The 25,776-nt window shown below is 59.3% G+C and carries 11 protein-coding genes; all 11 read right to left on the bottom strand.

Annotated elements, in window-relative coordinates:
- Positions 1–28: 28 nt before the first annotated feature.
- The 11 genes from ACYVDM_RS08035 to ACYVDM_RS08085 all read right to left on the bottom strand — a co-directional run bounded on the left by ACYVDM_RS08035 (position 29) and on the right by ACYVDM_RS08085 (position 25,608).
- The gene (locus tag ACYVDM_RS08035) at positions 29–295 is read right to left on the bottom strand and encodes an acyl carrier protein (RefSeq protein ID WP_415792032.1); all 267 of its coding nucleotides are present in this window, start codon (positions 293–295) and stop codon (positions 29–31) included.
- Between the two features lie 18 nt (positions 296–313).
- Positions 314–1,051: an SDR family NAD(P)-dependent oxidoreductase gene (locus ACYVDM_RS08040; protein WP_415792033.1), complete on the bottom strand. Its 738-nt coding sequence runs from the start codon at positions 1,049–1,051 to the stop codon at positions 314–316.
- Between the two features lie 16 nt (positions 1,052–1,067).
- Positions 1,068–2,441 (bottom strand): ANL family adenylate-forming protein, encoded by a 1,374-nt coding sequence (locus tag ACYVDM_RS08045; protein WP_415792034.1) that lies wholly within the window; start codon positions 2,439–2,441, stop codon positions 1,068–1,070.
- A gap of 20 nt (positions 2,442–2,461) precedes the next feature.
- Complete coding sequence (locus ACYVDM_RS08050) at positions 2,462–3,214, bottom strand: SRPBCC family protein (protein WP_415792035.1); 753 nt, start codon at positions 3,212–3,214, stop codon at positions 2,462–2,464.
- Between the two features lie 62 nt (positions 3,215–3,276).
- Positions 3,277–4,560 (bottom strand): GMC family oxidoreductase N-terminal domain-containing protein, encoded by a 1,284-nt coding sequence (locus tag ACYVDM_RS08055; protein ID WP_415792036.1) that lies wholly within the window; start codon positions 4,558–4,560, stop codon positions 3,277–3,279.
- 25 nt (positions 4,561–4,585) lie between these two features.
- Entirely contained in the window at positions 4,586–5,953 is a 1,368-nt protein-coding gene (locus ACYVDM_RS08060) for a DUF1302 family protein (RefSeq protein ID WP_415792037.1), read from the bottom strand.
- Positions 5,950–6,858 (bottom strand): outer membrane lipoprotein-sorting protein, encoded by a 909-nt coding sequence (locus ACYVDM_RS08065; RefSeq protein WP_415792038.1) that lies wholly within the window; start codon positions 6,856–6,858, stop codon positions 5,950–5,952. Before ACYVDM_RS08065 ends, ACYVDM_RS08060 begins: the two co-directional genes overlap by 4 nt.
- Before the next feature lie 66 nt (positions 6,859–6,924).
- Positions 6,925–9,498 (bottom strand): efflux RND transporter permease subunit, encoded by a 2,574-nt coding sequence (locus ACYVDM_RS08070; protein WP_415792039.1) that lies wholly within the window; start codon positions 9,496–9,498, stop codon positions 6,925–6,927.
- A 163-nt stretch (positions 9,499–9,661) separates the two neighbouring features.
- Complete coding sequence (locus tag ACYVDM_RS08075; RefSeq protein WP_415792040.1) at positions 9,662–13,315, bottom strand: beta-ketoacyl synthase N-terminal-like domain-containing protein; 3,654 nt, start codon at positions 13,313–13,315, stop codon at positions 9,662–9,664.
- Between the two features lie 6 nt (positions 13,316–13,321).
- Positions 13,322–15,100, bottom strand: a complete 1,779-nt coding sequence (locus ACYVDM_RS08080) for an aminotransferase class III-fold pyridoxal phosphate-dependent enzyme (protein WP_415792041.1) — start codon at positions 15,098–15,100, stop codon at positions 13,322–13,324.
- 11 nt (positions 15,101–15,111) lie between these two features.
- Complete coding sequence (locus ACYVDM_RS08085) at positions 15,112–25,608, bottom strand: SDR family NAD(P)-dependent oxidoreductase (RefSeq protein WP_415792042.1); 10,497 nt, start codon at positions 25,606–25,608, stop codon at positions 15,112–15,114.
- Between the last annotated feature and the right edge of the window lie 168 nt (positions 25,609–25,776).

Consider the following 25,776-nt stretch of genomic DNA (forward strand, 5'->3'; position numbering starts at 1 on the left):
CCGTGCCCGGCCCGCAGACAATCCACGGCTAGCGCGCGCTCTCCAGACAGCGTCCATACACGGAGTGCAGATCGCCAAACGTTCGCACGTCGGTGATCATGACGTCCTCATCGGCAAAAGGATCGACGCCCAATTCCTCTTCCAAATTGGCGATCAAGGTCGCCACCATCATGGAGGTAAACCCCAGTTCGTCGACGATGGCCGTGTCATCCGAAATAAGCGTGACTTCCAGACCATGCTCCTGCGCAACCATTCTCACCACGCGCTCGACCTGCTCTCTAGTGTTGATATCCATTTCCAGACACTCCCCTGTTCAAACTGTCAGGCCGCCGTCGACCACAATGGTCTGGCCTGTGATAAACCGCGATTCATCGGACAACAGAAACCGGATTGCCGATGCCACATCTCCCACCGTGCCAAGCCGATTCAAGGGCGTCTGGCGTACGATGCGTCTTTTCTGTTTTTCAGTAAGCTCAGCCGTCATCTCGGTCTCCATGAAACCCGGCGCCACGGAGTTGACGCGGATGCCGATCGAGCCGACTTCCTTGGCCAGTCCGCGGGTGAACCCATCCAGCGCCGCCTTGGTCGCGCCATAGGCCGCGACCCCTTTGAAGCCGCGTACACCCACCACCGATGACACGTTGACGATCGCCCCGCCGCCGCCCACCAGCATGTGCTTGACGCAAGCCTGAGCCAGACGAATGGAGCCATCCAGGTTGACCTGGATCATGCGCGAGATTTCGCTGTTCTTCATCATAGTCAGCAGGCCTTCGTTGGCCATGCCCGCGCTATTGACCAGATAGCCGCAACGTCCCAGCTCTTTCTTGACGTTGCGCAGAAAATTCACGATTTGGCTCTGATCAGCGACGTCCACCGATTGCCAATACATGCGCCCCGGCACGCTGGCCATCAAGTCGTCCAGTTCCGTCGTACGCTTGCGGCTGAATGTCGCGACGGCATAGCCCTCTTGCACCAACATGCTGCAAATGCCCAGACCGAGCCCCCTACTGCCGCCGCTGACGACAGCCACTTTTTGTTTGTTTTTTGCCATGAAAACTCCAGATGAATCAGGGCACGGCCGGCGTTGCGGCTTTGCTCTTGCGAATCTTTTTGAACCGGTCTCCCACCAGAGTGTCTGCCCTGGCAAGCGTAATTAGCCCGGGGATCTTGAACGGCGCCAACCGTCCGCGACAAGCGTCTACCACCCGCTTGCGAAACGCAGCGGCGTCCTCGGGCTGTGCGAGCACGAACTCGGCCCACACGATCTGGCCAAGAACGGGACTGGGCTTGTTGCGCACGATGACATCGCGCACATTGTCCAGCGTCAGCAGAAAGCTCTCGACCTCTATCGGAAACACCTTCTCGCCGCCGACGTTGATGATTTCAGACTCACGTCCCAGTATCTGGACGTACTCGCCGTCCACCGCCACTTTGTCGCCGGTGTCATACCAGCCGTCGGCATCGAACGGGCTGGGCGCGTTGAGATAGCCCAGCATGGCGCTTGCGCTCTTGATCCACAGGGTGCCATTCTGTACCTTTACTTCATAGCCGGCGCCGCCTATCTTCATCCACCGGGAAGAAGAATCCTTGGATTGAGTAGCGAGGATGCCCAGCTCCGACAAGCCATAGGTCTGCTTGAGCACAACGCCGGGAAACGCCCGATGCAGGCCAACCAGCGTGGATTCCGGCATCGCCTCGGTGCCGTAGGTAATCACCTTGAGCGAGGACAAATCGTAGTCGCGATAAACACCGGACATCAGCAACATCGTCAAAAATGACGGTGTCGTCGGCAGTAGCTCTACCGCGTTCGTTTCCACGCAGGCACAAATCTCGGCAGCCTGACGTCCCCCACAGGTCACAACAGTGCCGCCATTCAGAATCACGGAAAACAGGGTATTCAGCCCGCCGATGTGATCCAGCTTCAGGAACAGCAACGTGCGAAACCCGTTGCGCGCCTTGCTCCGAAACTTCTCTACCATGCGCTCGAAATCGAGCAATACCGCCTTGCTTTTGCCCGTGCTACCAGACGTGAAAATCACAAACCCGGGCTTGTGGTGTGCTACCAGCTGATTCAACAGCGGCGACACCTCGCCGCTGAACGCCAGATCGTGGCACGTGGCCTGCGTTGCGCCCCCAACCACACGGATCAGGCGGGTGGCACAAACGATGTCCAATCTTTCGTCCAATACGCTGGCTTCGTCATCAGGCAACGGAACGACGACGCAACCGTTACCGATCAGGGCCACGATCAGTGCCACCACCTCAATGTGATAATCAGCGACAAGACCGATCCGCTCACCTGGCGCGATTCTCCATTGATCCAGGACATCGCGCCAATGCGCGATGCGCTCAACAAAGCCGGCGTAGGTCAACGTAGCCGCATCCCCCTCGGCTATGGCCCGGCCATCGAACTGATGAAGCCGCTCCGTCATCCATTCCATTGCTGCCACCCTCGTCTTTTTCAGTTCTCGCCGTACTCACGGATATCCTCGACCACCGCGTTCTTGTAGCGGTCCTTGTCGAGAATGCTCTGCATATCGCGCAACACCTGGAACGTACCCTCGGTCAACGCGAAATTCGTGAAAAAATAAGGCAGCCCGCCCAGGTCGGTGTCCTGCATGAAGTCGATCTCGAGCTTGCCGTTGGGCAATGGCGTCAACTTCCAGTGATTGTGCAAGTGCGTAACGCGCACGCAGCACTCATCACGCGGCAGTCTGTTGGGCGCGGCGATGACGTTAACGTCGACCTGGTTGTTTCCGGGCTGCTGATTGCGCTCGGCAAACAACACATAATCCCGCGTCTTCAGCCCAGGAATATCGAACTTGTACCGGACATAGGTCGCGGCGCGCCCCTTCACGCTAGGGATCTGGTCCAGACGCTTTTCGTCGTAGCAAAACGCGTCGACGCAGCTATCGAGGTCTTCGATCAGCGTCATCATGCCGGCCAACCTGGAATCGACTTCGACCAGGCCACGTACCCGTACCAGGCCGGATCCCGGCGTCTTGAGCGTCCACAGTTTGACGCCGTTTTCGTCCTTTGCCAGCTCCCACTCGTTCGAACCCGAAGCGCGCCAGACAAAATGAGCAACCAAGGCAATGACAGCAAGCGCCAGCACGATGTATCCCAGGACTCGCAGGATGCGCCTTCTTTTTCGGGGCGGCGCCGATGTCGCGGCGACGCGCGTATCCTCGGGAGAGTTCAGAGCTTGTTCCATGGTGACTCCGTGATAGAGATGGGGTAAAAAAAATAGGGAGACAAGCGAGCCGGCAAGCCCGCTTAAATTTGCGTGGACAAATGTCGAGATAAATATTTGCCCAGGCAGACGAGGGTGAGCGTAGGCGGGACCCGCAATGCTTCCGGAATGATCGACCCGTCGCAAACGTGCAGATTGCGATAAGGAGTCTCCAACTGGCTGTCGATGTGTTCGTTGATGCGAACCATGCCGCCCACGCGACCCGCTGCGGTCACGCCAAAGTCAACGATGTGGCGAGCGCCTGCATGCTTGAGAATCTCGACGGCACGACGCCGGCCCTTGTCCAGTTTTGCCTGGTCTGCGACGCTGATCTGCTTGCGAAATCGGCCATCGTCGGTGAGTTCGCCGCCAAACTCATCTTTGACCTTGACGCCGATGCCCAGGGTTTTCGGAAACGAAAAAAGATGACGAAAATTCAAACCGCCCAACATCATCGGACCATGGATGGGACGCGGAATATTGGCGTCGCCCAGTTCAATACCGTCGTCGTCCATGCAGCCCATACTGCCGACAAAGCCGCTGATGCCCTGCATATCGGGAACCAGGCCATAGATCGCATAGCCCGGATTGCACACGAAGCCGCGATCGCCCACGTCACGCAACCCGCTGTCGCGCAAAATCCCCGGCGTGGCAAGCTCGCCGGCCGCCAGCACGATTTTCTTGCCGAAGGCCCTTCTCTGCCTCGACCGCCACAGGCCATTTTTCTCGTGATATTCAACGCCAACAGCGATGCCGTCCTCGACCAGGATGCGGTCCACCGTGGCACGCGTCGTCAACACCGCCCCATCGTCGAGAGCCGACTCCACCAGGCTACGCGCCTTCCATTTGGCATCGTAGCTATAGCCGCCGTGGCAACGCGACCAATCAACCAGCATGTCGTACTTCCCCCAGACGTGTCCCAGCGTATTGGCGCTGTCGCGCAAGCGGCTTGCCTGCGGCGTGAGCAATTCGTCCGGTATGGGCGCGATCGGCAACTGGGCCTTGACCTCGGCCAGGGCCCACGAAAGATCAATGCCCAGGGCAGAAAAAATGTCCAGATCGGGGTAGCCAACGACGCCAAAATACATGCCGGTAGAGCCACCTGTGGTGATCGCGCGCACCGTGGAGAGTCGACCCTTGCCCAGCTTGACCTCCTGCGCGATGGCGAGAATGCCGGCAAGGGTTTCGCGCAAGACCACCGTCTCCCCCTTCTCCAGGATCAAGACCTTCTTTTTGCTCCGGCTGAGTTCGCTGGCGATGGTGGCGCCTGCCGTACCTGAGCCAACAATGATGGCGTCGTACTCATCATGTCGGTCGTTGCTGTTCATGCGTGAGATCTCGATTGAGGGGCGTTCAGAACCTGTACTCCGCCCGCAACACCACCTGGTGCATATCACGGAACGGATACAGGGCGTTGTTTTCGTCGGGTACCGCCAACGCGTGCAAATCCAGGCTGTAGGTCAGGTTGTCGCTCCACTTGTATGCGGTGCGGATCGATGTCTGGATACTGGTGTACGGTTGGGTGAACACCGTCAACCAACTCACCGACAACATGTCATTCAAGAAGAACAAATTGGCGTCCAGCACCAGCGAGGTGGTATCGCGCGGGATGCCCGTTATGCTGCTATCCCAATCCACAACATGGCTGTTGACCACCTCCATGCCTATCGTGTTAGAGCCGCCCAGCGAATACGTAAAACCTAGCGCCGCGTCGATTACGTCCTTTTCAACAAGTTGATAGTTGGCATCGCTGAACAGCCGGCCCGACTTGTATGCCAACTCGCCGCGGTATAGAAACTTTCCGCTGGCATAGTTAAATGCACCGCCTACCATGCCGATGCGATTTGCCAGACGCGTCATATGGAGACGGCCATCGGCATCCACGCCGTCGTAGCGCATGGCATAGTCGTTGTCGATCAGGCTGGCCGCCATTAAGCTGACATCGCTTCCGCTGTATGCCTTGCGCCAGCGCATGCCGTACTCATTGCGATCACTGCCCACGACATCATGAACATAGGCCTGTCCATCGAACGGATCCAGGTAGTACGCCGTATCTTCATCGGCATACTTGTTGAACCGCGGCCGCGGCACATAAAAAGCCGTAAAGTCACCCAACGATGAAAAATGATCCACGCTCAGCATGAACTGTCCCAGGCGCGATTCCTCTAGGGGAACCAGGAATAGCTCAGACAAATTTCTTGGGCTGACCTCATCGGTAATCGCGCCAGCCTGAGACTCACCCCAGATCATGCGCTGTACGCCCAGCCGGAAGGCCGTCTGGCCATCTGGCCGGCTGTACTGCACAAAAGCTTCCGGTGTACTGTTCTCAAAGTAGACCGTCCGGTCAAGCGCCTCAGCTCGATGATCTTGACTCCAATACACGTTTTGCTTGGTGTCCAGCCGCACATAGAGGTTGTTGCTGAAAAATTTCGAGTACTCAAAGCGGATCCAGCTTCGGTTGTTCACCAGTTCCGACCAATCGTTGGTGAGCGCCGACAACTCATACCCCAGCGTGAAACGGTAGGCATTGGGCGCGATATCGCTGGTTTCCGGAGCCTCCAACCCCAGCCCGCCAGGCGCGCTCAAATTCAGGTTCGACAAGTCCAGCGGTTGCGTCATATCCAGACTAGGCGAGGTATCCGTCGCCGAATCGGATTCCTGCGCCAATCCCTGTGCACTCAGCAGGACGCCAAATAGCAGCGCCGTACAGCGTCCCTTCATTGGCTGGCCGGCTCGACGTTCAAAGCCGCACGGAACTGGGCAAGATTACGCTCTCGGAACGAGAAATCCGTGAGCGCGCGCTGCGTGAGAAACTCGTCGTTGACCGGAATGTTGTGGCGCATCGACAGCTTTGCCATCTGGCTGATGCGGGACGTGGTCAGATTGTTCATGATGGCGATTGTCGTGACATACACGCCATCGACTTCCTTGATACCGGATTGCGTGCGCTGCTTGTGCACCTTGGCGCCGCGATACAGATCTTCCTTGAGGGTCAGATAGGTTTTCTTGTCGATCCAGGCAACGACCTTGGTGTAGGACGTGGTCCTGGCTTTTTCCGGTGTCGGCAACAACTCGATCACCCAGGCGTCCCGGCCGTCCTGTTTGACTTCATCGAGAATCTTGTAGGTGTATTCATATACCTTGCGGGCTTCGGGGTTCTCTGTGCTTTCCACCGAAAATTCCGAGCCGAACACACTCCCCGCCTCGTCGTCGTTGGCAATGACGCGATTGATCTTTCCCAGCGCCGGCAGGTAAATCCAATTGTCGTTGGCGCGGCCTCGTTCACCGTATTCGTAAACCAGCAGGCTGGTGCCGCGATCACTGATGGGATCGCGCTGGATGGACAGCGAATTGTCGTAGAACAGGCCATTTTCGATTCTGACCTTCTTGGTGTTTTCCGCCACCACCTCGCGCGGTCTCTCGGTACATTGGACGCTGCCCTTGACCACGGTGTACTTGCAGGTCGTGATCTTTACAAACGCGAGCTGGGTGTCGAAACTTTTACGCGTCGCATGGTCGACCTTTTCCATGATGGCCTGGGCAGACTCTTCGGCCGCAACGCCAAGAACGGGGACCAATGCCATGGAGAACGCAAAGGCACGCAGTTTCGTCGAGATAAAAGCCATAATTTCCTCAAGAGATCAAAAACGGACTCCCTCGCGTCGGGGCAAGGCATGCCTCGACGCGCCCGTTCAGGGTTCCACGCCGGACGCGGAAAGATTGGCGTTGGCGGACTGGGAGGCACTTGTCCTTTCGCGGGGAAAGGTCAAATGGAAAACCAGGATCAACGCGGGAAGCAGGAACAAATCATTCAATAGGCCCATCAGAATGGCCGCAAAACCAAATGTCCCCAGATTCGACGCACCGGCATCGGCGGCAAACGCCATGACGCCAAAGCCCAGGCCCAGCACGGCGGTGGTGAACGCCACCGAATGGCCGGTCTCCCGGATGGTGACGTCCAGAGCCTTGCGGATATCGCCTAGCAACTCGTACTCGCTGCGATAGCGGGTGATGAAGTGGACGGTGTCATCGATGGCGATACCGATGATGATGGGCGCGATCATCATGGTGGTAATGTCCAGCGGTATGCCCAACAAGCCCAGTGCCCCGTAGGCAAGCAACGCCGGAATCAGGTTGGGTACCAGCGCGATAATCCCCGCCTTCACGGTGCCGAAAATCAGCAGCAACATAATGCTGACCAACACCAGGGCAAGGCCGAAGCTTTGCAACTCGCCCGTGGTCAGCATGTCGGAGCCCTGCATCATCAGGGGCAACATGCCGGTGATAGCCACCATGGCGTTGGGATATTTTTGCTGGATCTGCGCGGCCGCCTGATCGATCTCCACCTGCATGGCCTCCCATGCTTCGGTGTACTGATGCGAACCCCGGTTGTAAAGGCGCACACTGATCCGCGCACGGTCATAATTGTCCGCGACCATGCGGCGGCGGTCTTCCGGATTCGACTGATTGAACAGGAATAGCGTCTGCGACACCTCGTTGACAGTGTCAGGCACCCTGTATTTGTCTTCCTGCCCCAGGTGCAACACCTGATACGACTCCTTGACGGTGTTGACGACCGAGGTCGTTCTCACGATCAGGTCAGGGTGCTGCTGTTCCAGCGTCGCCTGAAGTTTCTCTATCGTCTTGAGCACGAAAGGATCGTGAAAGCCATTGATCTCATCCAGATCGATATAGATCTCCATGCTCTGCGCGCCCATCATGTTGGCGTCGACCAGGCGCACGCTCTGCCGTATCTTTGAATCCTGGGGAAATGTCCCTACGGGGTCCGTATCCACCACGGTTTGAGAAGCGCCATAAATGCACAGCGCAAATATCGCCATGAACACGGCAATGATGGATTTTGGACGTTTCTCGACTGCCGGTAACACGCCTTCCAATTTGCGCGACAGCCATTCGGAGATATTCGGCAGCCAACTGCCGCGCTTGCCCGCCTTATCTGCGGTCGTCGATGTTTTGGGCGTCCACAGGTCCAGCATCAGCGGCAGCAGATACACCGAAAAAAAGAACGGCAAGCTGACGCCCAGCACACACATGAAGGCGAAAACCTGTATGGGTACGATGGGGGTGATACTCAATGCAGCCACCGCCACCGCATTGGCGACGGTCGTCAGCAAACACGCCACGCCCACGTGTCGAAAACCGTGACGCAAGGCTTCCCTGTGGTCCAGACCGTTACGTCGCGAAGTCAGGTAAGCCGACATGACATGAACCGTGTCGGCCACGCCTAGCGCCAGTGCCAACATCACCGCCACCATCACAAATCCGGTAATGGGTAAACCCAGCCACGCGGTAATGCCCACCATCCAGACCGTACTCAACACAACGATAGAGATCGGCCAGACCACCGCGCTGAAAGAACGGAACAACACCCATAGCAGGACCATGATGATGATCAGGGCCACCATATTGAGCACGCCCATCTCCGAGATCATCGCCACGTTGTACTCGGCGGCGGCGGTACTACCCACAGGGTAGTACTCGAAATGATCTGCGTATTCGGGCTTGTTCAGAATAAGCTCGACCTCATCCATCAACGCGACGTAGTCCGCCAGGTCGGTTGATTTGAACTGCGGCCGTTGCTGCGCATAGCCTCCCTCGGCAGGCGCGTCGAACGACAAGCTTTCCACGGAAACCGGTCCGGACGCCTGCGCCGCCTCCAGCGGAATCGCGCCGAAGTCGGTTTCTATGATCATGCCGCCGTATTTGTAGTCCTTGGAGAAATACTGCAGGGGAAAACTACGCTGGGATTCCGCTACCTCGCGTACCCGCTTCCGCCCCGCCTCGGTGTCCGGCACCTTGTCCCCAACCAGGCGCCTGGAACGCAGCGAGCCGTCCTCGGCATACGTCACCCGGGCGTTGATCAACGAATTGACCTTGACCACGTGCTGCAACGCGGACCCCTCTACTGCCTGCGCCTCGGTCACGCGCTGTTCAATCTCCTGCTGCAGTTTCAACAGGGTGGCAAGCGACTGGTCCGAGAATACGTCGCCATCCTTGGGTTCATAGACGACGTACAAATGATCATCACTGCCGAAGTCATGGTGGAACCAGTCGAACGCAACAATGAGCGGATCATTCTTGTCGAACCAGCCTTCGATGGAAGTGTCGAACTTCACCTTACCCATTCCTGCGACCAAGAACACCGTCGCGGCAATGAACAGAATCCAGACCAGACGCTTGCGTCGCAGCACCTTGTCAGGAACCTGCGAGAAATATTGCGCCAACCAATTCATAAGGCGTTTCATCGACTATTCCAGAGGGAGAGAGAGATTCCAGAACGCACCAGCTGCGTCGGCGCCTCGCGAGAACGCGCCGGGCTGCTGCCGTATTCCAATTAATGCGAGCGTGTTTCGCCGTGGCGACCGGCCCACCCTAGGCCCGGTCGTGGCTCAGTAGCGTGAGCCGGTCCTATGCGACGGCTGCCGTGCGATCCTTGCCTTTGCGCGAGGATTTGGCGAGGATGGGATTCAGATGCCGTGCCACCACACCGATGGGATCTTTTTCCAAGAGGTTGAAGTGGTCCGCGGCGATTTCGCACACCTGCAACCGGGCGGAAATCAAGGCATTCCAGCCATAATCGTCCGGCACATCACCAAAACCCTGATTGGCGCGATACAGGACAACCTCCACTTCGCCGGACAAGGGCACCGGCTCGTAACTGCGACACGCGACTTCACTGGCGGTGGCCACCTCAAATGTCGCGACAAACTGCCGCTTGGGAAGATCCAGCCCCAATCCGACGGCATAGTCGTACAAGTACTCGGCCCGACCCTCCAGCGGCACGGCCTGCAAGGTCGCCACGTCCATGCTGGAAGTCGCACCCAACGAAGCGATGAAGTGATTGAACACCGCAATCGTCATCGATTCCATTGGTTCCCTACTCAGCAATGGCGGGGCCAGCGAATCGAGCAGCACCAGCTTCTCCACGGTTTCGCCGGCAGCCATCAACTGCCTGGCCATATCGAACGCGACGATACCGCCGTTGGAATAGCCCAACAGGCGATAAGGCCCCGACGGATGGGCCGTACGCAGGATCTGGACGTTCAGGCCGGCCATTTCCTCAACCGACGTCAGCGGCGCCGCACCATCCAGCCCTACGGGGTCAAAGCAATAAAACGGCTGGCGAGTTCCCAGCGCATGGCTGATCTGTTGCAGCGACAGCGCATTGCCGCCGGCACCCGGCACCGCAAACAGCGGCGTCCGGTCACCCTTGAGCTGCAACCCGATGAGTATCTCGGCCGGAGACGCCACCGTTGTGGCCGGCAGTGCGCTCGCCGCGGCCCGCACATGGGCGGGATCCGGCTCGTCGGCGCTCACCAGCATGGCGTCCATCATGTCGGCGTGGGTGCGCGCCAGATACGTCGCCAACGAGCTGATGTCGGGATTCTGGAAAATCACGCTAGGCGAAAGATTCGTCTGCAGCATCTGATCGACCTTGATGATCATCTCGGCGATGCCGATTGAACTCATGCCCAGCTCGATAAAGTCGATGTCCAGCGACACATCATCTATCGGTTGATGCAGCCGAAGGGCGATCTCCTGGCGCAGGAACAACGTCATCTTCTCTTCACCGCTCAGTCCGCTTTCATCGGTCTGCACGTCGGCCTGCTCAGAAGGAAAGTAGAAATACCACTGCGTGGGCACGGCGGAAGACAGCTCGGTGGCCATGTCGGGTTCCGCGGCGGCCGGTGCCTGGTGCACCACCCTTTTTACGTCGCTTTCGAGGGTAGCGGCCATCTCGATATCCACCCAGTGCCGGATGCGCGCAAAGGGATACGTCGGCAAGTTGACGCGCCGACGGGCCGGCCGCGACCAGATCGTCGCCCATGGAACGTCCACGCCATTCACCCACAATTGCGCCATCTGCGCCCACTGCCCTGATTGCTGGCTGTGCGTCAGCTGCATGCGTACCATGTCCGGCGTAATCAGCCCGGCCAGAGGGTTGCGCGCGGCCGCGTCCAGCCTGCCATCGTAGATGCCCTTGCGTTCCAGGCCGAGTCCGTCCTTGATGCCAGCCTTCATCACCTGCCTGAGCTTGTCCAGCAGCTCGGTGCGCGACGTTGCCACCACAGCCAAACGTTGTGCCAGGGGCTCTCTGCCGGTCTGGGCCGTATAGATCAGGTCGTCGAAGGCATCTGTCACCGTTTCGTCGGCTAGGTATTCAATGTATTTGCCAACATAAACGCCCAGTCTGGCGGCGTTCTTCGCCGATAACACGAACAACTGACGCTCGCCCGTAGATGCGCCCGGGCTGGATAACGCCGCCATGTGCTCTTCAAGCAGAATGTGGAGGTTGGTGCCGCTATCGGCAAACGAATTGACACCGGCGCGGATCGGGCGGTCCTGCTCGCCACGGATCTCGTCGAACGCGATCTCGGTGTCGGCAATGTACAGTGGGTGCGACGCCTGATGCACGTCCAGAAAGGTATTGACCTTCTTCACGGATATCGTCGCGGGGAAACGCTTGTGATGCAGCGCCAACGCCAGCTTGATGACATTGGCCACGCCGCTGACGGGCTCGGTGTTGCCGATGTTGCCCTTGACGCTGCCCAGCGCCACATGCTTTTTGCCGGCCGAACTACCTGCGAAGGCAGCCTTGACGCCTTCATACTCGAACGAGTCCGCCCACTTGCTGGCGTAGCCATCCACCTCGACGTAATCGATGCTCTCGAGATCGACCTTGGCGCGCTCATAGCAATCCCGCAGCGCGGCCGTAATCGCTTCGTGCTTCACCTCGGAAATATTGCGCGCGGCGCCACGATGGTTCTCGTGTACCGCCCGGATCACGGCATAAATGCGGTCGCCATCGCGTTCGGCATCGGCCAGGCGCTTGAGGACCACCAGGCCCACACCCTCGCCACGCGTGAATCCCTTGGCATCATCGTCGAACACGCCACTGGTGCCATCCGGCGAAAGAATGCCGTACTGCGACGCGGCGACGTAGTCTCCGGCGAACAGGTTGAGCGATGCGCCGCCGGCGATCGCCACGTCGCTTTCCCCATTCAACAACGAGGAATAGGCCTGGTTGATGGCGACAGCGGACGACGCGCAATTGACGTTGTACGACTCGCTCGGCCCACACAGATCAAAAGTGTGCGATATGCGATTGGCCAGGTAATAGGAGGGACTGGACGAACTGAACAGCGGCCCTTTAGTGAAGTCCTGGTTGTTCAATCGGCGCAGATGGTGCTCGTATTCACCATACTCGTAGCCGATAAAGACACCCGTGCGAGAGCCAGACAGGCTTTTCATGTTGATGCCGGCGTCTTCGACCGCGTGATAGGCCTCTTCCAGTAACAGGCGTAGTTGGGGATCGATGGAAGCCGCCTCTTCGGCAGGAATGCCGAAGAACTCCGCGTCGAAGCAATCCACCTGATCAAGGAGCGCGCCCCATTTTGACACCGTCTTGCCCGGCGCGACTTCCTCGGCGTAATAGTCCTCCCAGTTCCAGCGCGCCTGGGGGATTTCCCGCACGCTATTCCTGCGTGCCAGCAAATTGGCCCAATACTGCGTCGGATTCTCCGCGTCAGGCAGGCGGCAGCCCAGGCCGACGATGGCAACCCGGGACTTCTTCGTCTCGACGGGATTTTCGCCCAGCCCGTAGTGCCTCATCAGCTCACCGCTATGCTGAGACACCAGCGCGTTCGCCAGTTCCTCTACCGAAGCAAAGCGACGGCCCGATAGATCGATGCCGTAACGCTGCCTGACGTACTCCATGACATGTGGCGGTAGCCCTTGGGTGCTCTGCTCTGACGTCAACACTGGCGTGGCCGCCGTCGCAGCCGCCGTGGGTGCGGCGGATGCACTGAGTTTTTCTTCCAGCAGGCTCTCTATCAAACTCGACAGATCGCGCACAGTCTCGACATCCGAAAATTGCGTGGGGGACAGGGTGACGTCGAATTCCTTCTCGACGTTCTCCATCAACTCCATCACGATCAGCGAATTAATGCCGAAGGTCTCCATGTTGGCGTCGATATCGATCTCTTCGGCCGGCACCTTCAAGGTCGACTCGATCACTCGCAAGATCTCGCTCAGGACATCGATTTCAGCGGTCTTAACCATTTTGGATCACCCTTGCGTGTTGACGCTGCGCAGATCCGCCAGCACCATTTCCATCAAACGGTGAAGCGGGAATTCAGTATCGGAACCACCGGAGATCGACTTCTCGCCGGACGCTGCTGCGCCGGAAATCCGTATCGCGGCGTACTTTTCGGCTGTCGCGGTGCTGGCCTTTTCCGTCATCTCGCTTTCGACAAAAAAGCCATGCTCAAGCAGGGTATCGACACTGCGCCTGAAGCCGTCGACTACCCCGCGAGCGTCCTCATCGGTATGCGCCAGATTAAGAAAATTGTTACCCGACAACGACGTCTCGACGCCGTTTGTCTTCAGCAAAATCATCAGCAGTTCGCGCACGATCCCGTAGGGATCGTGTCCCAGCGACACGCGGAACAGCGAAGTGAAGTATTCAATGCTCAAAGGCACTCGCTTGTCATGACAATAGGCGTTGATGTCGTCACACATCGCCTTGGTCCGGCGATTCAACTGGCCTATCGGGCAAGCGCATGTCAGAGGACTGCATTCGTCGGCAATGCATAGACGCTGCATCTCCTGCATCACCGCCAGGCTGGCCGACACTTTCAGCGAATTCTGCGTATGGGTGCCCGCCATGACCGCCCGTCGCAGGCTGGGCATAGAGGCGTCATCCAGCTCCCACACCCCGCCATCGATATAGTCCATGTACTTCGACAATCCCGCAATGATGCCCGTCGGCATACCGCCGCCAGCCACCTTGCCGTACGTGGCAAGATCGGGCTTGACCTGATAGAAAGCCTCGGCCCCCTTCCGGCCGGCACGAAAGCCGGTGATCATTTCGTCGAAGATCAGGACGATACCCTTCTCCAGCGTCAACGTGCGCAAGGCCTTGACGAACTCATGCGGCTGGCGCGACGGGAAGCGGGACTGAATGGGCTCGGTCAGTACGCAGGCGATGTCGGCTGCGTTTTTTTCGATCAGGGACAAATGGTCCATATCGCCGTAATCGACGATGATCAGTTGATCGGCAAACTCCTGCAGCATGCCCAGGCCGGCCGACAAGGTCGAACCGTCGCGGCCACGCATGGCCAGCACAGTATCGGACAGCCCATGATATGAGCCATCGAAAATCACCACTTTCTTTCTTCCCGTCGCCGCGCGCGCCATGCGCACCGCCCACATCACGGCTTCGGTGCCGCTTTGCGTGTACACCATGCGCTCGTGTCCGGTCAGTTCGCAAAATAGTCTGGCGGCCTCGAACAAGTCCTCGCTATAGCCCACCAAGGGGTAGCCTTGGCCCAGACGCGTCTTCAGGGCTTGCGTGATGAATCCTGCCTGGTGACCAAAGAAGTTGACGCCCTGGTCACCCGTAATGTCCACATATTTATTGCCATCGACATCGTAGAGATAAGCGCCCTCGGCCTTCTCGTAGGTAAGCTGGTATTGCATGGGCTTGAGCGCCCGCTTCAGCCCCGCCACCTTGCGCTGATCGACAAAGTACGCCTGGTGCATCAACGCATTGCGCTTGGACGTCGCCGTGCGCTCGACGAACAGTTCGATCAGTGTCTCGATGAACTGCTTGTTCTGTTCGCTCAGCTCGCCCTCGTGCACCGGCTTGCGCGTCACGGCCAAACGCTTCGGGTGCGCGTCAGGCGGTGCGTCTGCCTCAACGTCGGTGTTCAGTGTCGCCTTGAGCGTAGCTACCACGCGGCTACGCTCGTCCGGAGCCAGCAGATTGACGCGTTGCAACGCGTCCTGCTTGTCGATCTGTTTTCCGAGTATGTGTCCCAACACATCGTCAGCCGAAGTATCCATGTCTTCTCCCTTTACAGGATCTCTTCCAGAGGTTTCCTGAACTCGTCATTCGCCACATTGTCGGCATCAGGTCTTACAGGCGTGTCCGCACGGGACCGATAGACCGCGTCCAGCAGTTGTGAAATTTCCTCATGCTCGACCGGCGCGACCGAGCGGGCGTGGGGGTTCTCGATAGCCACCGACCGCAGCTTGCTGCAAATCGACCCTGCGCTGTCCATGACATCAATATCGACATGGATGACTTCGTCGGAAGGTTTGCTACCCGGTGCATAGCGCAGCCATGCGGTCAGGTCGCCCTGGCATGGCACCAGCATCTCGAGCCGGGCCATGTTTTTCGGCGCAGAGATGAGTTCCGTGTCCGGCTTCATGTCGTGGGCCAACCATTGCGCACCGCCCAGTACCGCATCGAGCAATGCGGGATGCAGGCCGTAGGCCTCGCGATCCTGCTCAAGGATCGTCGGCAAAGCCAACTCCAGCAACGCCTCGCGATGGCCATGAAAGACCCTTCGCACCACTGATAGCGCCGCATCGTCGCCTTGTCGCAGCGCAGCCCTGAACCTCGCCAATGCGGGAGCATCTAGCTCGCCTGCACGCATCAGCGCACGTATATGTGCCGGATCGAGGCGTACCTGTTCGGCCCGCGGTTCGTAGGCGGCAATGCCAGATCCATGCAGACAACGCGATACCTGCCCCGAGGCCCCTTGTTCGTCGCTGTGGATTTCGTACAAAACCTGGCCATTGCCACGCTCAAACAGATCCAGAACCACTTGCTGACTGCCGGTCCCCGACGCCGGCGACGCCCAGTGGACATTGCGCAGCACCATGACGGCGGTGAGATCGGCAGCGGTCTTGGCATGAACAAACGCGGCACGCGCCATTTCCAGCTGGACCGCGGCCGGCATGCGGCGCGAGTCGGAGAACAAGGCGAACTCCCGACCCGTGAAAACCGAGCGGTAATACTGGCGATGCATCGTCGAATCGTTCGCGTGTAGCAACGGATGCAATGCGGCGGCTTGCGTGCGCTCCTTTGCAACGTCTCGCTTGCGCGGTGTAATCCAGTGCCGTTCGCGGGCGAACGGATATGTCGGCAGGCTCAGACGGCGCGGCCTGGCCGTGGTGTGCAATGCAGCCCAGTCAATCGTCGCGCCCTTGACCCAGGCGCGGGCCAAGCGTGCATAATCGCGCGACGCAATCCAACCGGCGATGTCTTTGGCGCTATCCGCGTCCACCGTCGCGACGCTGGTCAGGCCGCGTTCATTGCGACGATAGCGGCTCACTTGTGCATGGTGAAAGTTATCAGGCAGTTCCGCGCCATCGGCAACGGCGACAAGCCCCGTCACCAATTGCTCGACGGAATCGACCACCGCCCCCAACCGCTCTTGCATCGCGTCCCGCCCAATCTGCGTGGTGTATGCCACGTCCGCCAGGCTCTCGGGATGCCGGCTCAGATACTCTGCCAGGTTCCGCGCATAAGTCTTGAGGCAAGCGTCGTTGCGCGCGGACAGCACAACCAGTTGTGGTCCGCTGACAGACCGTGGCTGCGCTGGCGCAGCCGGCACATATTCTTCCAACACGATGTGCGCATTCGCACCACCCCAGCCGAAAGCGCTGACACCCGCTCGGCGCGGCAGGGGCACGCCATCCGCGGCCAAGACGGCATCCCAAATCCTGGTTTGACTGGCGATATAAAACGGCGTGCCCGCCAGATCGATATAGGGATTGGGTGTCTCGAAGTGCAGCGACGCGGGGATCTGCTTGTGCTTGATCGACAGCAACACCTTGAGCAGCCCAGCGATGCCGGCGGCGGGCTCCAAGTGGCCAATGTTGGTCTTGACCGAACTCAGACCGCAATGCGGAGCCGTCGGCGCCGGTCTGTTCCAACGCTGGTACAAATCACCAAATGCCGACTTCAAGGCCTGGATCTCGATCGGATCGCCCAGGCCGGTGCCCGTGCCATGGCATTCGATGTACCCCACCGTGGCCGGATCGACGTCCGCCTTTTCGTAGGCCTCCACCAACAGCTCGGCCTGCGCCTTGGGGTTGGGCGCGGTCAGCATGGTGACGCGACCGCCATGATTTTCCGCCGTACCCCGGATGACAGCATAGATAGGGTTGCCATCGCGTTCGGCCTGCGCCAGCGGCTTGAGGAACACCGCCCCCGAGCCCTCCCCGCGCACATAGCCGTTGGCGTCCTTGTCAAAGGTCTTGCACTTGCCGTCCACGCTCAGCATGCCCGCCGAGCTCAACGAAATATGTCCCACCGGCGTCAGCATGACCTGCACCCCGCCGACGATGGCCATATCGCTACTGCCGGTATGGATGGACTCCACCGCCCGGTGCAGCGCAATCAACGAACTCGAGCAGGCGGTGTCGATGGGCGCGCTGGGACCACGCAGATTGAGCAAGAAGGACACCCGGTTGGCCAGGATAGAATGCGAGTTGCCCGACGCCGAGAAGCCGTCCAGCGCGGCGTCGCTCGCATCCAGGACATCCACGTAATCGCTGGCCGATACGCCGACGAACAAGCCGGTTCTGCTGCCGGCCAGGTCGGACACCTTCTGACCCGAATCCTCGATTGCGCTCCATACCGTCTGCAGGAAGATGCGCTGCTGCGGATCCATCATTTCAGCTTCGCGCGGCGTGATGCCGAAGAACAACGGATCGAACTTGTCGACCTCGTTCATGAACCCGCCCCAGCGCGAATTCGACTTGTTCACCTCTTTCACCGGATTACCGTCGTATTCTTCCCAGATCCAGCGGTCGCGCGGAATTTCCGTCACCAGGTTGCGCGCGTTCTTGAGCGACTCCCAGAACACCTCGAGATTCTCGGCCTGAGGCATGACGCCACCGATGCCGACGATTGCGATCGGCATATCGGCAAAGCGGCGGGTACGCGAGACCCCATCACCGGATGCCGCCACGGCGCCGCGAGCGGCAAGGACACCGGCGCCGTCGCTCTTGTCGATCGGCAAGTGGCCGCCCGAGAATGCACCGCTATCCGAGGACAGCGCCTGCGGCGCTGCCTGTGTCGGCGCTGCGAAACCGCTCGTGGCGTGACGCCGGTTGACCTCCTGATAATGCTTGTCGACCAGGGCGCCGGCGATTGTCCGCACCGAGGGGAACTCGAAGAACATCGTGGGGTTGACATCCAGACCGTAGCGCTCGTTGATGGCATTGGCAAAATCCATCAGACCCATGGAGTCAAAGCCCAAGTCGGTCAAGACACCATCGACTGAAAAATCGGTGGGATCGAGCTTCAACAGTTCGATCACCGACGCCGACAATGCCTTGGTGACCGCGCCCGTCAGATCTGGCGACGACGTATCGGCCGCCGGGGACGGCGCGGATATCTCATCGACCGCCAGCCCCCAGGCGCGCTCTATGCGCCCCTGGATGACATCAAGGACCGCCAGTTGTGGCGCCTCCGCCAGCAAGCCCTGGGTGAACGCCGCCAGACCGAATTCGGTGCTCAACGGCCGGATCCCCAACTGCCGACGGAAAAAGGCCTCGGTTGCCGCATCCAGCGTCATACCGCCTTCGGCCCACAACGACCAGTTCAGACTCAGCGTCTTGCCGTAGCGTTCACCCCGGGTGCGGCGCTGCTCGCGTTCGAACGCAAACGCGTCCATGTAGTGATTGGCAAATGCATAATCGACCTGGCCGATATTGCCGAATGCCGCCAGCGATGAAAACAGCGCAAAGAAATCCAGCGGCTCGTCGCGCGTTAGCTCGTCAAGATGGAATGCGCCAAACACCTTGGGCCCGCACACCTCGTCCAGATCCTGGAGCGATTTCTTGACCAGCAGGGAGTCGCGCAGCACACCGGCGCTGTGCACAATGCCATTCAGACTGCCAAAGCGGCTGTGAATCTGCTGTAACAGGGTTTCGACATCATCACGCCGGGCCACATCGGCAGAGATATAAACCACCTCCGCACCCAGATCGCGCAACGTGTCAAGATCCCGCTGGCGTTCCTCATTCAGGCTCGACCTGCCGGTCAGCACCAGGCGGGCCTGACAGGCTTGCGCAAGATACTGGCCAAAAACCAGACCCAGTCCACCCGCCCCGCCGGTAATCAGGTAGACGCCGTGATGCTTGAGCGCCATCTCGGGGGTGGCCACGGCCGGCATGGCCATCAGCAGTTCGGCGGGGCGCACGGCTTTGCGCGAGCGCGTATAGCGAGCGCCACCCACGTAGCGGACCACGTTCTGATGCTGGGCATCGGCGTGCAACTCGGCAAGGACACGGTCTGCAGGTTGGATGGCCGTATCTTCGACACTGCCCGATCTCTGGATCTCCAGTACCTTGCAATCGAGCTGCGGTGCCTCCAGCCGCAGACTACTCGCGAATCCGGCCATCGCCGCGTTGTGCGGTTGCGACGCACCCAGGTCGGTGAAGTAGACATACAGCAACTGCAACTTCTTCCACAGCCGACGCGCTTGGAACAAGGCCTGGCACAGCACAAAGAAAGCCTGGACGCCGCGCTTCATTCCCGCCGCCAACGCCCGGGCGTCTTCCGGCACGATGGATTCTGTCCAGGCGTAGCAGAGTTTGGCCAGCGCGACACGGTCGGATTCCAGCGCGCGGAACAGCCGCTCGTAATCGTCGCGATTCAGAGGATTGACGACATAGGTATCGGCACCCAACTCGGCGAAACCGTCTCCAGGCATGACCAACACGACTTTGCGGTTTCTGGCCCGGCAAGCATCGCGCAACGTCGTGTCGACATCGAACAGCACTAGCGTTTCGACATCGCCATTCATTTCTAGCGGCGGCGATATCTCCCATGTCGGCACGTAGTACAGCCGCTCGAACGTTTCCTCGCCATCAGCCGCCAACGGCTGGGCGATCACCGACTGAGGCACCGCCGTGCGAGGCGGTTCGGCACGAGCGCCCGACAGCGCCACTCCAACCGATTCATGTATGCGTGCCAGGACCTTACCGCTTTCGTCAACGATGGCAACGTTCTCGCGCGACATGCCGCTTGCGGAGGCATCGCCCTGTGCCTTGGTGACATAGCTGTAGCAGACCGGCGTCAAGGGGTGAAGAATCTCCACTTCACCAATGGAGTACGGGATCTTCATCACGCCCGATGCGTCGCCCAGTTGTCCGACCACGCCTGCCTGCATGGACGCATCGAGAATGCAGGGATGCAACACGAACTGACCGAAGCTTTGCATACTGGCTTGGGGCAGCTCAAGTCGCCCGAGAATCTCATCGCCATGGATGTGCACGGACTGCAGCAATTGAAAGCTCGGGCCATACTCCAGCCCGGCTGAACGGAACGACGCATAGGCGTCGCTGCCGGTTATCGTCCTGGTCGCCTTTGCACGTATCGCTTCGATATCGATGACTTGCGGAACGGTTGACGCACTGGCGTCGTCATTCGCATAGACCAGCCGACCCTGTGCAAAAAGCGTGCGCTTGCCGTCGCCCGTCAGACTGAAGACTTCGAACAAGGCCGAGTCGGCGCCGGGCTTGAGCTCGATCACCACATCGGTCGCCGCATCGCCTTCCACCGCCAGCGGATTGACCCAGATAATGTTTCTGACACGATCGATCTTCCGGCCAGCGGCCAGCTCGCCGGCCTTGCGCGCCATATCCAGATATGACGTTCCCGACAGGGTGGGCCGGCCGGCCACCACGTGATCCCGCAGCAGCATTTCCTGCGCGTGGAAACGCTTTTTGAACAGTTGGCGCTGAAAGGTCGACTCGTTGCTGTCCAGCATTGGATGCAACGCTGCCGCCGCCATCGCCATCCTGGGCGCCGAAGCGGCAGGTCGGGCGGGTCCGCTGTCGATCCAATGGCGCTTGTCGGCAAATGGGTAGGTCGGTAGCGACGTTCGTCTGCCTTGCTGCGAAAACCCCGGGCAATCAGCCAGCAGACCGTCTATCCAGAGTTGGGCCAGCCGATGCGGCTCACGCGTTTGTGCCAACATGTCGACAAACTGCTGCCTTTCCTTGCGGCTCAGCATCTTGAGGATGCTTTCCGAATTACCGGCACGTCCGCTCAGGACATCGGTATCCGCCCGCCCCGCAACAAAAGCCGCGAGCTTGTCGCTCAACTCGCGCCAGGAGCCAGCAATAATGGCAGTCCGGTATTCGAACGATTTCCGGCCATTCTGCAATGTATAGGCAATATCGTCGAGCCTGTGTTCGACACTATCCCTTGCCAGATGGTCGTGCAGGCGTCGTGCCACATCGCGTAACTGATCCTCGGTGCGCGCCGACAGCGGAAAGACGTAGCCGCCCTTCGGCACGACTTCGGCATGCCGGGGCACGACATAATGTTCGAGCACGATGTGGGCGTTGGCACCGCCGGCGCCGAATGAACTCACCCCGGCGCGGCGGGGTACCGCTTGTCCATCGACAGTGCGCTCAGGCCACGGCGCAAGCTCTTTCTGCACATAGAACGGTGACGGATCGAAGTCGATGTGCGGATTTGCCGGCGTCGCGTGCAGCGAAGGCACGATCTGCTGGTGCCGCATCTGCAACAGCACTTTGCTGACGCTCACCACGCCGGCAGCCGCCTCCAGGTGGCCTATGTTGGACTTCACGGAACCGATCGCGCAGCTTTGCGCAGGGGCACCATCCCTCTCAAAGGCGCTGGCCAGGCCGGCAATCTCAATAGGATCGCCCAGTTCGGTACCCGTGCCGTGGGCCTCGATATATCCGATGCTGCGCGCATCCACCTGCGCGCGTTGCAACGCCAGCGAGATCAATTCTGCCTGGGCCTTGGGGTTCGGCACGGTGTAGCCGCTGGTGCGCCCGCCATGGTTCGCCGTGGCACTGCGTATCACGCCATAAACGTGGTCGCCTTCCGCCAACGCCCGCTCCAGCGGCTTGATCAAGATGGCACCCACGCCTTCACCGGCGACATAACCGTTGGCGCCGTCGCCGAAACTGCGGCACACGCCATCGAGCGACAGCGCGCCGCCAGCCCAGTTGATATCGAACTTGTGTTGATGCAGATCCAGGTTCACCCCGCCCACGATGGCGCTCGAGCAATCGCCGCGCGATATCGCCTCGCAAGCCAGGTACAACGCCGTCAAGCTGGACGAACAGGCGGTATCGACCGTCAGGCTGGGACCCGTCAGGTTCATCCAGTACGAGACTCGGTTGGCGATGCTCCAGAGAAAGGAGTTTGGATTGACATGATTACCGGCGAGTTTTTCTTCCACGCCCACGATCTGGTACATCGTCCACACAGCGCCCACGAACACGCCCACGTCGCGACTGCCCTGCCCGCCGCCAACGATTTCCGGGTAATAGCCCGCATCTTCCAGGGTTTCCCACGCCACCTCCAGGAAGAGGCGCTCCTGCGGATCGAGGGCCTCCGCTTCACGAGGCGAAATATTGAAGAACAGGGAATCAAACTTGTCGATGCCATCAATGAACCCGCCGCGATAACGTCGGGTGGATACATGATTGGCTCGGCGAGCCATGCGTTCGTCGGATATCTCCGTTATGCAGTCACGTCCGTTGCGCAGGTTGTCCCAAAAATCAACCAGATTATTGGCACGAGGATAGCGGCCCGCCATCCCAACGACGGCGATCACGGTGTCCGCAGTCCGCGGACTGACTACGCTCCGTGCCTGCGGCTGCGGCGACGTCTGTTGCGAGACGGCATGCGCCGGCGCCACCCGCGCCAACGGCGCTGCGCCGAGATCCGTCTGATCACGGTTCACTACCGTGCCTTCTATGTGTGTCGCCAGGCTGGCGTTGTGATATTTCACCAACACATACTCGGCATTGATATTGCCGACGGCCGCGTTCGCCGAGCCGGGTAACGCCAGTTCCGGAATATCCGACATGTCCTGGAACAGGCGCACCAATCGGCGGGCAATCTCATCCGCCTGCTCAGGCTTCAGACCGACTGGGATGGCCACGCGCACCAGCCCATTCAGAGGCGTCCTCTTTTGCATACCCACGCTGTGGGCGCCCACGCGTATTCCCGTCCTGAGATATACCCAGGCGACGAACGCCGCGACCGGGTGTGCGAAACCCGCGAACTCGGCAATTCTCTTGACGTCAATCAGCACGCAATGGCCGCCCGCCGGATGAACCACGGGAATCTGTTGCGACGCAAGCGCCTGCCACACGGTCTGCACCGCCGCGCCACGTCGCTGTATGAAGGTTTCCAGACGCTTGCGTTGGCCGAATGCGACGGCGATCAGCTTCTTGTCCAGCGCGCTCAATCCCCCACCATCATTCTGCAGGACAGATTGCAAACGGTGCATCAGGGCATCGTCATTGGTGCATACAATGCCGCCCTTGGCGACACCAAAATTTTTCGCCAGGCTGCCAACGACCACATCGGCATACGAGAGCAGGTCTCGCGCCACATCCCATATATTCCTGCCGGCGTGAGCCGCGTCGCGCGTCAGCAGTAGCGCGTTGTCCAGCACGCGAGTTGCATCCACCACCAGCGGAATATGACGGGGGCCCAGCAGCGCCTTTACCTGCGCCAGATGCTCTGCCCTAACGCCATGCCCACCACTGGCGTTATCGGCCAACTCGACACATACATACGCAATCTCGCCGGCGCGGCGCTCCACCTGTTCCTGCAGATCCTGCCACGACAATCCCCCCTTGTACACCTCGGAAGACGACAGATCGAACACCGACGGATCAGGAATCTCGACAGGCGTGAAACCCTGGTCGACCTGATGGAACAATCCGGTGGGAAACAGCAGGTTCTGCAGGACGATGCCCTTGCTTGGCCAAGCCTTGCACAACAAATACTCGGCCGTGCGCCCGGCGTCGGTCAGCACGAAATGCTTGAACGGAAACATCTCTCGCAACGCGTTGCCCAGGCTCGCGGGTTGTTGTAGTTGCGAACGCAGAAACCGCCCGTGGCTGGCAACATACGGGGTATCCAGCTGAGCCCAGGAATCCGTCTTCAGATCGAACTCAACGTGCTGAGACGGTAAATTCAGCGGATTGAATCCATAGTCTGCCAGCATGGCCGCACGCACACCCGCCTCACCCTCGATCAAACCCGCCATTGGTGCCGGTGACGGATTCGGGACGGCGGGGTGGCTGCCCTTGCCACCCATCACCTCGGCCACGTTGAAATCCTCGATCTCCGCGGCTTGCGCTTTCCCCGGATCGGCAATCATCATGATGATGTCGACAATATTGTCCGCATTGCCGCAATCGGCAGGGCGGCAAATATATATGGTCCGGTTCTCGGGACGAAACTTGTTCTTGAACTGCAGATTGCTTTCGTCGTTGAAAATATTCTGTCGATGCAGTTCGTCCAGAATGCGATCCAATTCCGGATCGGCAGTCTCCGACTTCGTCAGTCGGCAGCCATAGGTGCCGCCCAGGCTGAACAGGTCGCAGCCTTCGGTGGCCAGCAATCGAACAATGTTGACGATGGCATATTCCAGCCCGCCCTGCGGCATATCCGGCGGGTAGAACTCCAGATCCATCAAATAGCCATTGAGCTCCCCGCACAAGCCGGTAATCAAAATGACGTTTTGCAGTACGTCATCCAGATACGTCAGAAAAATCCTGTGCTGATCGTGCAGCGTCCCGGCCAGGATCTCTTTTTTCACGATATGAATCAGCGGATTCACCATCGTTTTGGTTTCGCACCAGCGCTCCATGACGCTGGCGATATCCTGGTCGATCGACTGGTCTGTACCGCAGCGGTACTCCACCGTCCTGCACGTACCCGCTTTTTCGAATTTGGAAACCTGATAGCGCAGCCGCCGCATCGCGCCGCCTTCCAGCGAGAACGACGGGACATCGCGCACTCGCTGCAAAGCGCCGAAAGGCGTTGAAGAATAGGCGACGCCGTCTATCTCCCCCAACTCCCGGTCGATGAAAATGCTCAATTGCAGCTTGCGCTCGTTGCAATAGCGATGCATCTCCGCAGCAATCTCGGAAAAATAGTCTTCCGGTCCCGTATAGGCATAGACCAGCACCACGTCCTTGCCACGGCTGTAATTGAAGTAACCCTTGCGTGAGCTGCCGATGAACAGATTGGGCGCAATGTTGCGCGTACCGCGCGACACGCCGCCCTCGTTCTTGTAACGCTCGTACAACGCCTGGATGTCGGCCTGCAGCGATGGATACCGCGCAAGATCCGTCTCCAGCATACGTATGGGGAGGACCGTAGTGGGGCTGGTGGTCTTAGAGCTGGCTGTCTTGGGGCTGGCAGTCGTGAGACCAGCTGTCTTCATCGGACGGGCGGCACTCGTATCGCGTACTGCACCGTTGGCACCGGCATGCTTGGCCTGCAGTGTCTGCGCATGCTTATCGACAAAATACTGCGCCAACGCATCAACGTTGAAATTCTCGAACAGCAAGGTCTTGGGCAAGGTCCCAAAATCCACTTCCATGGCTTTCACCACCTTCAGCACATGGAATGAGTCGATACCCAATTCGCCAAATGGCGCAGACGAATCGAAATCCGTGCCCAGGTCGGGAGAAACCTCGGCAATCAGGGACTTTAAATACGACTCAGCGTATTCGAGCAGCATTTCGTGATTGAGCATGTTGTTCCGGACGCTGCGACGCATCCATATCCATCATCGGACATACCAACGAACCCGGGCAGACCGAGGCAACTAGCCAGGGCGCTTCGGATAACGAAAAGGTATCGGGACAAAAAGAGGAAACTCGAGAGGTGCAGTGTTCGCCGTCATCGTATTGATTGACGGGTC

The organism is Bordetella tumulicola (assembly GCF_054779135.1).